The sequence below is a fragment of the Cellvibrio fibrivorans genome (genome assembly GCF_031457055.1).
GTDB lineage: Bacteria > Pseudomonadota > Gammaproteobacteria > Pseudomonadales > Cellvibrionaceae > Cellvibrio > Cellvibrio fibrivorans.
The window spans coordinates 527172-541099 of sequence record NZ_JAVDVX010000001.1 but is presented as its reverse complement, the minus strand read 5'-3'; the positions used below and the strand labels follow the sequence as shown (position 1 = coordinate 541099).

At 51.6% G+C, this 13928-nt stretch carries 10 protein-coding genes and 1 other RNA gene; 2 read left to right on the top strand and 9 right to left on the bottom strand.

What is annotated here, in order from left to right; genetic code table 11:
* Window positions 1-36: 36 nt before the first annotated feature.
* From J2X05_RS02310 to rpiA, 6 genes are all read right to left on the bottom strand, one after another.
* Window positions 37-1656 (bottom strand): methyl-accepting chemotaxis protein, encoded by a 1620-nt coding sequence (locus tag J2X05_RS02310; protein ID WP_310068118.1) that lies wholly within the window; start codon window positions 1654-1656, stop codon window positions 37-39.
* A gap of 72 nt (window positions 1657-1728) precedes the next feature.
* On the bottom strand, window positions 1729-3369 hold the full coding sequence (locus J2X05_RS02305) for a family 43 glycosylhydrolase (protein ID WP_310068116.1): 1641 nt from the start codon (window positions 3367-3369) through the stop codon (window positions 1729-1731).
* A 97-nt stretch (window positions 3370-3466) separates the two neighbouring features.
* The gene (locus J2X05_RS02300) at window positions 3467-4276 is read right to left on the bottom strand and encodes a pirin family protein (RefSeq protein ID WP_310068114.1); all 810 of its coding nucleotides are present in this window, start codon (window positions 4274-4276) and stop codon (window positions 3467-3469) included.
* Between the two features lie 34 nt (window positions 4277-4310).
* A complete protein-coding gene (locus J2X05_RS02295) occupies window positions 4311-5624 on the bottom strand; it encodes a glycoside hydrolase family 5 protein (RefSeq protein ID WP_310068112.1) in 1314 nt (437 codons plus the stop codon).
* A 153-nt stretch (window positions 5625-5777) separates the two neighbouring features.
* Window positions 5778-6947 (bottom strand): helix-turn-helix domain-containing protein, encoded by a 1170-nt coding sequence (locus J2X05_RS02290; protein ID WP_310068108.1) that lies wholly within the window; start codon window positions 6945-6947, stop codon window positions 5778-5780.
* A 17-nt stretch (window positions 6948-6964) separates the two neighbouring features.
* On the bottom strand, window positions 6965-7639 hold the full coding sequence (gene rpiA / locus J2X05_RS02285; protein ID WP_310068105.1) for a ribose-5-phosphate isomerase RpiA: 675 nt from the start codon (window positions 7637-7639) through the stop codon (window positions 6965-6967).
* Window positions 7640-7742: 103 nt separating this feature from the next.
* Here rpiA and ilvA point away from each other — a divergent pair, with 103 nt between their 5' ends.
* Window positions 7743-9299 (top strand): threonine ammonia-lyase, biosynthetic, encoded by a 1557-nt coding sequence (gene ilvA / locus J2X05_RS02280; RefSeq protein ID WP_310068104.1) that lies wholly within the window; start codon window positions 7743-7745, stop codon window positions 9297-9299.
* A gap of 232 nt (window positions 9300-9531) precedes the next feature.
* A complete protein-coding gene (locus tag J2X05_RS02275) occupies window positions 9532-12120 on the top strand; it encodes a beta-N-acetylhexosaminidase (protein WP_310068102.1) in 2589 nt (862 codons plus the stop codon).
* Between the two features lie 505 nt (window positions 12121-12625).
* Here the strand turns inward: J2X05_RS02275 and J2X05_RS02270 are convergent.
* The 3 genes from J2X05_RS02270 to J2X05_RS02260 form a co-directional block, all read right to left on the bottom strand.
* On the bottom strand, window positions 12626-13282 hold the full coding sequence (locus tag J2X05_RS02270; protein WP_310068101.1) for a 5-formyltetrahydrofolate cyclo-ligase: 657 nt from the start codon (window positions 13280-13282) through the stop codon (window positions 12626-12628).
* Between the two features lie 32 nt (window positions 13283-13314).
* Window positions 13315-13491: non-coding RNA, 6S RNA (gene ssrS, locus J2X05_RS02265), on the bottom strand.
* Between the two features lie 127 nt (window positions 13492-13618).
* Window positions 13619-13918, bottom strand: coding sequence for a cell division protein ZapA (locus tag J2X05_RS02260; RefSeq protein WP_310068098.1), 300 nt, complete (start codon window positions 13916-13918; stop codon window positions 13619-13621).
* Window positions 13919-13928 lie beyond the last annotated feature (10 nt).

Below are 13928 nucleotides of genomic sequence, written 5' to 3'. Positions count from 1 at the left end.
GCATCCTTTTTTTATTAATGCTGTAGGGAAAATTAGTTATACAGCAAAGTGCGCGATCTGGGTTTCCAGATCTTTGGTGGTGTCATCCAATCGCCGTGCTATCTGCTCGGACTTGCGCGCATCCTGATTCAAACTGTCGATTAGGTTGACGACCTGAATAATGTTTTTATTAATTTCTTCCGCGGTATAACTTTGCTCTTCGGCCGCCGTGGCGATTTGCATATTCATGCCTAAAATCGCAGAGATGGATTGGGTAATTTGGTTGATCGATTGGCCCGCTTGTCCTGCCATCTCCAGGGTCGCGCCGGTTTTGCCCTGGCTGGTTTTCATCGCATTCATCGCGTTGGTTGCGCCGCGTTGCACCGCTTCAATAATTTGTTGAATCTCCGCTGTAGAGTCCTGCGTGCGTTTGGCGAGTGAGCGGACTTCATCGGCCACTACCGCAAAGCCGCGCCCCTGCTCTCCGGCGCGCGCCGCTTCAATCGCCGCATTGAGGGCGAGCAAGTTGGTCTGCTCGGCTACATTTTTAATCACATCAAGCACGCCGCCAATGCGATTGGTATCTGCCTCGAGCTGGGTCATAGCTGTGCCGACGCGGTTGACCTCGGTATTTAATTGGTTGATTGCATCGAGGGTGTTGTCCATCATTTTTAAACCCTGATGTGCATTTTGATCGGCGCTCTGGGCTGCGTCTGCCGCACCACCTGCATTGCTCGCCACTTCCTGTACGGTCGCCGTCATTTCAGTGATGGCAGCGGAAACCTGATCGGTGGAGTGATGGGCTTGGTCGGTATAGCGCGCCACGGCCGAGGCGCTCTGGCTAATTTGGTTCGATGCGTCAGCAAGTTTCTGCATGGAGTTTTGTACTGTGGTCACCACCTGCACAATACTTTGCTGCACTTGATGGATATTGCGCCCGAGTTTGCCCAGCTCACCTGCATCTTTGAATTGTAAGGTCTGGCGGAAATTGCCGCCCGCGAGCAAAGCGAGATGGTTATTAATAGTCGCCAAGGGCGTAATAAGGCTTTTGCGCAGGATAATCAGCACCATAAATACCACTAGAACCCCGCCCAGCAGAATCAATGCGCTTGCCCAGAAGGAGACACTTTTACTCGCTGCCAGATTGGTTTCCGTGTCCGTGGTGACACGAGCGCTAATCAGCTGCGCCGATTCTTCCAGTAATTTGCTCGGCTCGCGGTCAATCCCGGTGACTGCCTTGTCACCTGCAGAAGGGTCAAAGTTGGCTGCTTTAAACGCATCCAAACCGGTTTGGTATTTCCCGAACGCTGTTTGATGAGCTTGTAAAAAAGCCTCGACTTTGGCGCGGCTATCGCCTGTGAGTTCACCCCTCAGCTTTGTGCCCTGCTGTTGGATATCCCGGTGCAGGGCTTCAAATTGCGTCCAGTACTGCATGAGTTTTTGCGGGTCCTTACCACGCAGCAGCACGTTTTTCCACTCTTGCACCTGGGTCTTGAACTGGTAATTCATCTTGTTGATGCTGCGCTCTTGCGCGACTGAACCGGCGATCAGACGGTTATAGTCGGAGATGGTGTCACTGAGCAGGGAAATGGCGATGCCGCTGATCATCACAAACAGGATAATGCCAGCGCTTACTGCAACCAGTAGGCGCCCTTGGATACTGGAAAAGGAGAGCATGGTAGAAGGCCTTCAAAATGATGGAAGTCCTCCGAGTATAGGAGACAAAATGCGACAGTGATGGCTGGCGTATCAAGCAATTGCGCTGTAGCGGAAATCACGCAGCTGCACCTTGCCGCCACCCGCGCAGTAAATGCCCACCTTCAAACTTAAAAACCCGCCAAACACATTGTGGTTCAAACCCGACACCTCCATGCGGGTAGGATGGCGCTCCCAGGTGCGGCCGGCATCTTGCGAATACTCATATGTGATGACCTGCTGGTCATTGGTAATACGCATCCGCAGGTTGCGGGTTTTAAGCGGGATACGCGCCCAACTTTGCTCCTCGGCGTATTGAAAACTTTTAATCGCATCGGCAGTAAAACCCATGCCCACAAAGGCTTTGTGATTGTAAAACAGCAGCAGGCCCGCTTCGGCATCGCCCACTAACGTGAAATCGACTGCAACCTGATAGGCGCGATCACCCACTCCGCAAGTTAGCGGTGATGAGTCAGCGGGTGATGTTCCTTTGGCTGCGAGCTCCAGCATTTTTTTGCTGTAAACGACGCGCGCCATTTCCTGAGCGCCCGGCTGGTGAAAGCACCACTGGCTGCCAATTTTATTGCGCGCAAAATTATCAGATAAGGCGATGCCGTGTGCGCCGCTTGATGCGGGATTGGGTTTGGGTAAGGGCTGTGAAAGATCGCCGCCGGTCGCGCGGAACCAGCCATCATCCGTCCATTCAATGGGTTCCAGAATGGTTTGGCGGCCTAGGGTTCTAAACCCGTTTTCGTAAGCGTGATAGATCATCCACCAGCCGCTACTTTTGCCGTTGATAACCGGACCTTCAATTAATGTGGCGTGACCGCGCGACCACCAAGGCTCTGCTTCCGATTGCGAGCGTACTAAAGGGTTGTGCGGGCAGTGTTCCCAGGGGCCGTGAATGGAGTGTGAGCGCGCGGCAATGACCATATGCCCGGTCACTGGCCCTGCTGTACCGCCCACCGCCGTAACTAAATAAAACCATTCACCGCGGCGCAATAGTTTGGGGCCTTCGGGCGCAAAGTTTTCGACTATCCAGTCATCGGGATAACGCCAGGGACTGTAGGCTGGCTCGATCTCGCCATCGGTCGCCAGTCCATCATCGCTCAACCGGATTTTGCGGATGCCATTCACAAATAAATAACGTTTGCCATCCTCGCCCACTGCGTGGCCAGGGTCGATACAACCATCGATTTTTAAATCGATTGGATCACTCCAGGGGCCATTAATATTATCCGCCCAAATGACATAGGTGCCCCAAGGTTTACCATCGGGTGCGGCGGGAATATAAATGTAATAGCGATCGCCGTGTTTGCATAAATCCAATGCCCACACAGTGCCAATATTTTTTTGTAGTGCCGGACCTATAGGTGTCCAGTTCACCAGATCGCGCGAATGCCAAATAATAATTCCCGGGTAGGAATTAAACGACGAAAACGTCATGTAGTAATCATCGCCATCTTTCAACACGGTAGGGTCGGGGTGGTCACCGGCGAGAATCGGATTTAAAAAAGTGCCGTTACCTAAATCGGCTTTGCGCTGGCCTTCAATACCGCGCGCCCAGTGTGGACGCAATGGAGCAACGGTTGGTGTGCAAGGTGCGGCCTGCGCGCCACCGATAAATGTGAGCGGTGATGCAGCGGCGCCCGCGAGACAGGCTTTAAAAATATTTCTGCGGGTGATGTCCAGCATGGATAACCTCAAGTAAAAAAGTGATTAAAAATTAGAGTAATTTTCAGGATGATCACTTTAATTTTTTGTACAGATTGTTTTTGCCCGGGCCTATTATTTATAGGCGTAAAGTTTTCGCTGCGGCAGAAATTCCGTTATGTCCAAGCTGTAGAGCTTCGGTTGAGGTGTGCACTGACGTATTTTGGAGAATTAAATCGTGGCCAAATTCCAGCGAAGAACCCAACACTAGAATCGAATCAGCTTGCGCGTGAAAATCTATTTTTGCAGTGGGGCGATTAAAAATACTTACGCCACTTGGCAGGGTTTTCCCCGTGCTCGTAGTTACAAGTCCGCTGACCACGGTTACCCATGCAAACTGATGGTTCAGCGGTAACTCATAACTCCAGTATTGTTGTGTCTTAAGCGGCACGACTAAATAATTCAACTGGGAGGGAATCGCAAAGTCGCTGCGTTTTTTGCCGTGCCAGCCAATTAATAATTTTGCGGGGTCGCCATCTGCTGCGTTTGGTTCCGCTTGTAAATAGGCGGTCTGTGGGGGTGAATTTTCCAGTGCGGGCGATAGGGCAATACCCATTTGTACGGCGATAAAGTCGCGGGTAATGGGCGCTATTGAATGCCAAATGCCGGCGCCCGCAATGACCCAGGCCCAGCTGTCTTTTTGTAATCGACCCTGTTTGCCAGTGGAGTCCGAGTAAGCGGCCTCACCGGCAATCACGTAGGTGATAATCGCTTGTCCTGATGCCGGTGTTAACGCGGGTTCAGCTTGCAGGCTTTGGGCGCTCAACAAGTTGAGCGATACAAAGGGTTTGATTTTTTCGATATCACTTTCTGCTGCAAACAAATTATTTTTATGCTGCAGATAAGTGGCTGTCATGTTGCTATTGCTGTCGGTTGTTGAAGTGGTCATGTTTTTTTCCTCGGCGATCTTGTGAGAAAAAGCGTTATTGCACACCAGCGCCATTCATCAGCGCATCAAACGCTTGCTGGTCCAATACTTTGTTATTGGTGCGATCAAGCAGTTCACCTATATCCCATAAGAAGGGCACCATGCCGTTGGCGATGGCTTGTTTGGTGACGTAATTGAGGTAATAGGCGCGGCCATCGAGATGCAATTGCAAATCGGCGCCGGTTAAGTTTTTGCGCACGCCTGTGCCAAATTCGCCCATGATCACGGGAATGCCTTTATCCACAAATTTCGTTTTCATGGATTTGAATTGCTGATCGACATAATCTTCTTCGCCCCAGGTGGGGTTGTGAGCGGTGTCGGTGGTGGAGTGAAATCCCTTGCCCCAATAAAAAAACTGGTTGCCCCAGCTTTCATCTTTGGTCATGCCGGTGTAATTCCAGGGACTGTAAAAATGAATCTCGGCCATCAGGCGGTTGGCGACTGAATCAGTTGGTAGTGCTGTCATCAGCGTGTTGGTTTTTTCGATATCGGTGGATGGCCCCTGCACGATAAGCACACGCTGCGCATTTTTGCCGCCGGTTGCGCGCACTGTGTCGATAAAGGTTTGGTGATAGGAGTGCAACACCGCCATCTGCGCAGCGGTTTCCACATTGGGTTCGTTGGCGCTGGCAAAGAGGACGCGCTCGTCAAAATCGCGCAGCTGTGTGGCGATCTGTTCCCAGAAAGCTTTCTGTTTTGCGTTGTTTTGTTCCTGCTTGGCGGGTACCACATTGTTTTCCAGCCAGCCGCCGTCCCAGTGGATATTGACGATCACGTAGAGATTGTTATCAACACAATACTGCACCACCTCTTTCACACGATTGAGCCAGTTGGGGTCGATTTCAGCGGTGGTTTGGTTGGCGTATTGATCCCATGACACGGGCAGGCGCACTGCACTAAAGCCCGCTTGTTTTACGAAGGCTACAAACTCTTTAGTGATTTTTGGATTGCCCCAATAGGTTTCCGATTTACCGCCCATGGCTTCCAGTGTATTGCCGATGTTAAAGCCGATCTTGATCTTACTGGCGATTTGCGTGGCAGTGCTCTCCATGCCGGTGGTATCGGCAGGCAGAGGATTCAGGTTGTAGCTGGGGTAAATTCCGCCGGTTGCCGGAGCGCTGGAGGAAGAAGCCGCGATGCTGGATGGCACCGCAACAGCTGATGAGCTAATCGCTGCCATAGAGCTCGGGGTTGTAGACGATTGTTGAGGTTTGGAGCTGGCTGCTGGAGTCGCTGCGCCACCGCCACCGCCACATCCCAGCAGGGAGACTAATAGGCTTGATAACAGAAGTCTGTTTTTTAAGGTCATAGCAATTCTCTTTATTGTTGTGAATAACCTGCAGCTGCCAGATACAGCAGCTCGGGAAATTTTGACGTGAGAGTTTTGCTAATGACGGGTGGCAAGTGGTAATGCTTGCGTTAAAAAGGCTATCAATTGGTAAAAAGTTGAAGTTTTTTTAATTTAAGTTGAAGAGCCGGGGGTTTTGTCGCACAGGCTTTTATAGATTTTGGGGGTGCAGCTGTATTCTTCTTTGAAGAGTTTGTTGAAGTAGGAGACGTTTTTGTAACCTACCGAGTAGGCGATTTCGGCGATGTTGGCATCTTCCGCTTGCGCCAATAAACGCGCCGCTTCGGTCAGGCGCAGTTTGTTCAAGTAGCCGGTAAAGGTAAAACCCAGTTCGGATTTGAGGATGTCATTAATTTTGGTGCGGCTCACGCCTATTTCGCTGGCCATGGCATCCAGACCCAGCTCGGGGTTGGCGTAGCGTGTCGCCATGAAATGCAGTATGGCGCTGCGGTCTTTATCGCGCAGCGGCTCAACAGATAATTGTTGGTAGGCAATCAGCGGTCGGTCGCGCTGGATTTTGTTGTGCAGCTCCCGAATCAGTGTGTGAGTATGCTGGCGGAAAAACCACAGGGCGTAAGCGCCCCAAAGCAGCAGCAAAAAAGCGCCGTACAGGTACAAATAAAATCCGTTGTGCCCGATCAGGGTGATTTCGCTCAACTGGACGTTGGTGTCCATATCCATTTGGGTCTGGACGCTGCTGCCAAAATTGAGCTTCGCCACTTTGTTGAGCTTGTATTCCTTGCGCGACAATTCGACCTTAAACATTTCGAACCACCATTGCGGTGTTTCCAGTCGGGTGAGGTCAAGCTCGACTGCGCGCCACTCGGGGCCGCAAGAAAAAAAAGTGGAGGGCGAGCGATAACTCAAAAAGTCGCCGGCCTTTGATACCTGTTCATCAAAAGTGAGCAAGGAGAAACTCAGGGTGTTGGCGGTGGAGCATTTCGCGCTAAAGACAATTTTGTCGAACGCGGATAAATCCACCAGTACAGGCGCATTCTTGGGGTCGGTAAAAACCAGATTAACGGCTACAAACGGATATTGCGCTTGACGGGTCAGGGTGAAATTAAAATTCAAACTGAAAGTGTCATCGGCAATCCGGAGGCTGGAGCTTCCGCCCTGATAGACATCCGTTTGCGGCTCGGTTTGCCACCGAAGATCGGCTTGGCCGCCGGGTAAGAGCGCGACCTGCATAAACGTTTTGCTCACGCACAGATAACCAAGTGCCCCGCTCACCACCAGCAGGCAGAGCAGGGCGATAAGGGCTCGGTTATAAAAGTGCTGCATAAACGCGCTGCTGGTTTTTAGCGCGGAAAGAGGGTTTTCACACCCTCTTTGGTGCCGAGCAACAAGACGTCCGCCGGTTGTGCTGCAAATAAACCGTTGGTCACAACACCAGTGATTTGGTTGATGCGGGTTTCCAGACCGACCGGATCGATAATCTGCAGGTTGTACACATCGAGAATCACATTGCCGTTGTCGGTCACTACACCCTCGCGGTACACCGGTGTGCCGCCGAGTTTGACCAATTCACGCGCGACATAAGAGCGCGCCATAGGAATGACTTCAACTGGCAACGGGAACTTGCCCAGCACATCCACCCATTTGCTTTCGTCGGCAATGCACACAAATTCTTTGGATACTGCGCGCACGATTTTTTCGCGCGTCAAGGCAGCGCCGCCGCCTTTAATCAAATGTAAATAAGCGTTGCTTTCATCGGCGCCATCGACATATACCACCAGCTCAGTCACCGAGTTGCAATCCAGCACGTCTATCCCGAGTTTCTTCAGGCGTGCGGCTGAGGCGTCTGAACTTGCCACAGCACCGGCGAATTGGCTTTTGATCTCGCCCAGATAATCGATAAAAAAATTCGCGGTCGAACCAGTGCCGACACCGATAATCGAGTCGCTAAACAGTTTGGGTTTGATGTATTCGATCGCCGCGCGTGCGACAGCTTGTTTGAGTTGGTCTTGGGTCATGTGATTATTCTCGGGAGCTGGGTCAAAATCTTGCCGCATTATACGGATTTTCGCCGTGCCAGCGGCGGCTAAATTGTTTACACTGCGGCGACTTTTTCATTCATTGACTAAACAGTCCACCTCACTCGCGAATGCCAGAACTCCCATGCCTGAAACTTACATAAAACGTATCCTCAATGCCCGTATCTACGATCTCGCGGTGGAAACCCCGCTCGACGAAGCGCGTCTGCTCTCTGCGCGCACTGGCAATAAAGTCCTGCTTAAGCGCGAAGACTTGCAACCGGTGTTCTCGTTCAAATTGCGCGGTGCCTACAACAAGCTGTTGCAGCTGACCGAAGAAGAGCGTAATCGCGGTGTGATTTGCGCCTCTGCCGGTAACCACGCGCAGGGTGTTGCACTTGGCTCCCAGCATTTGGGGATCAAAGCCACTATCGTAATGCCGCGCACGACGCCCGCGATTAAAGTCGATGCAGTAAAAGCGCGCGGTGCCAAAGTGGTGTTGCATGGCGATAGCTATGACGAAGCCTCTGCCCACGCCAAAAAGCTGGTGGAAGAAAAAGGGCTTACCTATGTGCACCCTTTTGATGATCCGGATGTGATCGCAGGACAGGGCACGATTGCGATGGAAATCCTGCGCCAGTATCCCGGCAAAATCGACGCGATTTTTATCGCAGTCGGCGGTGGCGGCTTGGCGGCTGGTATTTCCGCTTATTTGAAATATGTTCGCCCCGAGATCAAGATCATCGCGGTGGAATCGGAAGAGTCTGCCTGCTTGAAAGCGGCACTGGAAAAGAAAAAGCGCGTGGTACTGCCGCAAGTGGGTATCTTTGCCGACGGCATCGCGGTGGCGCAAATCGGCGAGGAGACTTTCCGCGTGCTGCGTAAAACGGTCGATGAATGCATCACCGTGACTAACGACGAAATTTGCGCGGGCATCAAAGATATTTTTGAAGATACCCGCTCGATTGCCGAGCCAGCAGGCGCAACGGGTATCGCGGGGCTGAAAAAATACGTGGCGGAACACGGCATCACCGGCCAAACCCTGATCGCGATTGACTGTGGTGCCAACATCAACTTTGATCGCTTGCACTACATTAGCGAGCGCACGGAAATCGGCGAGCAGCGCGAAGCGATTCTGGCGGTAACCATTCCCGAGCGCCCTGGTGCCTACAAGGAATTCTGCAAAGCCTTAGGCAAGCGCAATATCACCGAATTTAACTATCGCTATGCCGATGCCAAAGACGCCAAGATTTTTGTTGGCGTGCAAGTGGCAGCAGGTGGCAATGATCGTGCGGATCTGGTCAGTGGGTTGCATTCACAGGGTTATGACCTCGTGGATATGACCGAGAACGAGCTGGCGAAATTGCACATCCGCCATTTGGTGGGGGGCCACGCACCGCAAATCACCGATGAAGTGCTCTATCGCTTTGAGTTTCCCGAGCGCCCGGGTGCGCTCATGACGTTCCTCAATAAAGTTGCCGGTCGCTGGAATATCTCCCTGTTCCACTATCGCAATCATGGCTCGGCGTCAGCGCGCGTGTTGGTTGGCATGCAAGTGCCGAAAAAAGAATACGCCGACCTGCAAGCGTTTTTGAATGACCTGAATTATCCCTATTGGGATGAAACCAAAAACGAAGCCGCCAAGTTCTTTCTGGGTTGATCCCGGCTACGGCTTTGTTATTGCTTGTTCGATAAAAAGGGCGCTTCGGCGCCCTTTGTTGTTTTGGTCCTGAAGCATTTTGGCTATCCCCATCTATCCTTAACCCATTCGTCCGAAGGGTTAATTTATGTTCAGGCACTGGCGTGCCGGTGATTTTGGTGTAATCTGGACAACGTTGTCAGAAAAATCCACATGCCAAATCAATCAACTAAATAGAGGCAGGAGTTCCATAATGAAATCTGCAGGTCAACACATAGCTGCGCGGTTGGGCGCATTGACGCTCGCGCTGGGGCTCGCCCAGGGCGTCTTCGCCGCAAACCTCAGCCAACAACAACTCAATGAATTTGCGGGCAAGGCCCAGCTGCGTTTTGGCGTGGTGAACAATCTGGCGGCCAAGCCGCAAGCGAAATTGACGCTGACCAATGACTCTGGAACAGCCTTGCCTGCGGGGCAGGGTGAGTGGAGGATTTATTTTCATTCCGTGCGCAAATTGGACTCGACGGTAATAGACGGTTTGAGCCTGCGCCATGTGCAAGGTGACCTGCACGAGTTGGCACCGACAGTCGGGTTTAAAGGCCTCGCTGTGGGCGCAAGCTTGTCAGTGCCCTATACCGCCAGTGCGCATATGGTGAGTTATACCGATTTTATGCCGCGTGCATTTATCGCCCAGCAGGGGGCGGATGCGGTGGTGTTCGCCAATACCGATACTGAAAACCTGAAAGAATTTGTCGAGCCTTTTACCAAAGCTGAACAGTTGCAGCGCTTCTCGCCCGACCTCTATCCCATCGCCACTGCGGCCACCCGCTATCAGGATAATCTCGCCGTTAATCACGCGGCCGCCAAGCTCGATGCCAGCCCCAAAATTATCCCTACACCGGCCGATGTGAAATATCGCAAAGGCACAGCGACACTTGATAGCAGTTGGCAAATTCGCTACGCCGGGCGCCTCACAAGTGAAGCCAACTATTTTGTTGCGCAATTAAAATCAGCCGGGATCACGCTCACTGCTGCTGCGGATCATGTCGCTGCAACGGGCAAAGTGATTGAGATAAAAGTTGATAACTCAAATGCGAAAGCAGAAGCCTACACACTTGATATCGCCGCCGACAAAATTACCATCATCGGCAGCGATAACGCTGGTGCTTTCTACGGCATCCAAAGCGTGTTGAGTTTGCTGCCCGCGCAAGCAGCGAGCAGCCATGCACTGCCGCTATTGAGTGCGAAGGATGCACCGCGTTACAGCTGGCGCGGCATGCAATATGACATGGGGCGCAACTTTCATGGCAAGGATGTAACACTGCGTTTGATCGAGCAAATGGCGCGTTACAAACTCAACAAATTGCATTTGCATTTAACAGAGGATGAGGGCTGGCGCTTGGAAATTCCTGGCTTGCCGGAGCTGACCGACATAGGCGCCAAGCGCTGTTTTGACCTCACTGAGCAGACTTGTTTACTGACCCAATTGGGTACAGGTCCGCACGCATCCGGTTCGGGTAATGGTTATTACACTACGGCCGATTTTATTGAAATTATAAAATTCGCCAGCGCCCGCCATATCGAAGTGGTGCCTGAAATCGATATGCCCGGCCACGCGCGCGCGGCAGTGAAATCCATGGAAGCGCGTTACAAAAAATTGTTGAAGGCCGGGAAAAAAGCCGAAGCCGAACAGTATTTGTTATCCGATCCGTTGGATAAATCCCAATACATCACCGTGCAAAGTTACACCGACAACTCCATCAACGTGTGCCTGCCATCGACCTATGCGTTTGTCGATAAAGTCATTTATGAATTGCAGCAGATGTACCGCAAAGCGGGCACCAAGCTCGTCACTTTCCATATGGGCGGCGATGAAGTGGGCGCAGGTTCCTGGACTGCATCACCTGCCTGTAATGCACTCTTTGCCAAAGGTGAACAGGGCGTTGCTGGCCCGGCTGATTTGAAGCCTTACTTTGTGAGCAAAGTTTCTGCGATCACATCTGCGCGCGGTTTGGATTTGGCCGGTTGGGAAGATGGCTTGATGTATGACCCGGTCAACACCTTTAATCGCAGTCAATTTGCCAATAAACATGTGCTCGCCAATGCTTGGGATAACATCTGGGAATGGGGCGTTGCTGACCGCGCCTATCGTTTGGCGAATGCCGGTTATGAACCGATTTTATCGCCCGCTACCCATTTGTATTTCGATCATCCCCATGAAGTGAATCCGGAAGAGCGCGGCTATTATTGGGCAGCGCGCTACACAGATACCGCAAAAGTATTTGGTTTTATGCCGGATAACCTTTACGCCAATGCCGATAAAACCCGCAACGGCGCACCGATTGAAAATCTGGAGGCGCTCGTAGGTCGTGCTATGCCCGCACTGGAAAAGCCGGAGAATTTGCGCGGTATGCAAGGGCAAGTGTGGACTGAAACTATTCGCACCGGTGCGCAGATGGAGCAGATGATTTATCCGCGTTTAATTCCACTCGCCGAGCGCGCTTGGCACAAGGCTGAATGGGAAGGTGATAAACCGGATGCCGCTGCACGCACTGCTGATTGGGCTGCATTTGCGGTGCAATTAAGCGTAAAAGAATTGCCGAAGCTGGCTGCGTTGGGTGGCGATTTTTATCTGCCGCCGCCCGGTGGTGTAGTGGACGATGGTAAATTGTTGGCCAATACAGCCTTGCCAGGTTTGGCAATTGAGTTCAGCATCGACAACGGCTTAAGCTGGAATGCATACACGGATGAGCACGCCGTGAGTAAATCTAAAGTCTTGTTACGCACCCGCTTGGGCGAGGCGACTAGCCGTGTAACAACCGCTGAAACGAAGCAAGGTAATTAACACCAGCCAGCGCAAGGACGCGCTACGGCTTCACTCATCACAGCGTAAAAACCCTTCTTTTCCAGTCTTTTTTAACCGCGGCTGCTGGAAAACGCTAAAAACCTCGGGAAAAACGCATTATTTTTGCGATATTGTGCTGCTTTTTGCGATTTTATCCATCGCTCGTGTTTCATTATTATCATTCCTTGCCTATTATTTATTCACGTCACAGCCTCGGGCTGCTTTGTGGTTGACGTAAGGGCTGTTGTTTTTTTCAAAAATAATGTTGCGCAAGGTTACAACCATGAAAGTCGATGTTCTCTCCGTTGTAATTTTTTTGTTTTGCTTGGGAGTATGTGTAACCCTGTTGGATATAGGCGCGTTAGTGTCATTTGCAGAGGCCGCCGTAGAATCCACCTCTGAGTAGTAACAGGCGAGTAAACGGAATTTTCGACAACAACTCCCGCTTCGGCGGGAGTTGTTTTTTGTGGAGTGAGATTTTCTGCGGGAGGCGATGGAGACAATATTAGGTTTGCGTCAGGATAATTTCTTTATCGGTCGCAATCGCAAACAGCGGTATATCCCAAGTATCAGTGGCAAGTGCATCGACTTGCTGGCAAGCGTGCGCCAAACCAATCAGTACCGGTTTTCCCGTGGATGTTTTGTTTCCTGCAGAAAGCTTTTGTTTGAAGGCGAAGGTCGCATCGTAAAAACCACCCCCCATCCCCAAGCGCGCTCCAGTACGATCAAATCCCACTAGCGGCATCAGCACGACATCTAACAACTGTGCCGACATTCTGTGCTGTGAGCGGAAGTCTGGTTCGGGAATGCCAAAGCGATTTTTAGTGAGCAGCGCATCAGGCGTGTATTCCACAAACCACAAATCCTTGCGCTTATCCGGGCGGAGTACCGGCAAAAAGCAGTGCTTTTCCATTTTCCACAGCTGTCGGGCAATGGGCTCAGGGTCTATCTCGCCATCATTTGCCATATACAGGGCAACATTGCGCGCGCGCATAAATTGCGGCAGCTTCATCAAATGGCGTAGCAGGAACATCGATGCCTGCAGTTGTTGGGTGGGATTAAGGGCATGGCGGCGCGCACGCAATTCATTGCGCAGTTGCTTTTTGGTCAGTGCGAGATGATTGAGTGGTTGGTCGTATTGGGAATCAAACGAATCGGCCATAAATAGCCTTAAAAAAACACAGAAGTGAGTTAAGAGACCCCGAAATGCCGCAACCAAGCTGGCCTTGAACCCATAGGTTCAAGGAGGTAGCACCTGTGGTTTTTAAGGCTTTCCGTCAGGCGGACATGCACACCAAACACAACGAGACACCACCAGTTTTGTGGAAATCGGCTCAAGGACTTGTCGGTTTGCAAACATTCCAGGGCGTGGCGCCAGTATAACCCAAGGTCACTGGCCTTCCGCAAATGAAATTATGCTTGGCTTAGTTAACCGGTTAGCTGTTAATCGTCTTAAACGGGGCTGGTAAAAAAGTGCAATTTGCGCTTGTGCTCGCTTTTAACCCAGATTGGCCAGACTGCGATCCAGTTTTTCATTCAAGCGCAGCAAATCACTTTGGTTGGCAGATCCTCCAGTGCCCGTGCTGCTATTTTTGGCTTGCAACAGTTCGTGGCTCAGGTTGAGTGCGGCCATTACCGCGATGCGTTCAAGGCCGATGACCGCGCCGGTACCGCGGATCGCTTTCATGCGCTCGTCGAGTAACTGCGCGGATTCCACCAAGGCCTGGCGCTCTTCGCGCGGGCAGGCGACCTGGTATTCCTTATCGAGGATTTTTACAAAAACAGTTTCGTTGCTCATTGATGCCTCG

Excerpts from the sequence above, each read along its gene's own strand:
- J2X05_RS02305 (WP_310068116.1), bottom strand. The coding sequence starts at position 3,369 with ATGCTGGACATCACCCGCAGAAATATTTTTAAAGCCTGTCTCGCGGGC.
- J2X05_RS02300 (WP_310068114.1), bottom strand. The coding sequence starts at position 4,276 with ATGACCACTTCAACAACCGACAGCAATAGCAACATGACAGCCACTTAT.
- J2X05_RS02310 (WP_310068118.1), bottom strand. The coding sequence starts at position 1,656 with ATGCTCTCCTTTTCCAGTATCCAAGGGCGCCTACTGGTTGCAGTAAGC.
- J2X05_RS02290 (WP_310068108.1), bottom strand. The coding sequence starts at position 6,947 with ATGCAGCACTTTTATAACCGAGCCCTTATCGCCCTGCTCTGCCTGCTG.
- J2X05_RS02260 (WP_310068098.1), bottom strand. The coding sequence starts at position 13,918 with ATGAGCAACGAAACTGTTTTTGTAAAAATCCTCGATAAGGAATACCAG.
- J2X05_RS02270 (WP_310068101.1), bottom strand. The coding sequence starts at position 13,282 with ATGGCCGATTCGTTTGATTCCCAATACGACCAACCACTCAATCATCTC.
- J2X05_RS02295 (WP_310068112.1), bottom strand. The coding sequence starts at position 5,624 with ATGACCTTAAAAAACAGACTTCTGTTATCAAGCCTATTAGTCTCCCTG.
- rpiA (WP_310068105.1), bottom strand. The coding sequence starts at position 7,639 with ATGACCCAAGACCAACTCAAACAAGCTGTCGCACGCGCGGCGATCGAA.
- J2X05_RS02275 (WP_310068102.1), top strand. The coding sequence starts at position 9,532 with ATGAAATCTGCAGGTCAACACATAGCTGCGCGGTTGGGCGCATTGACG.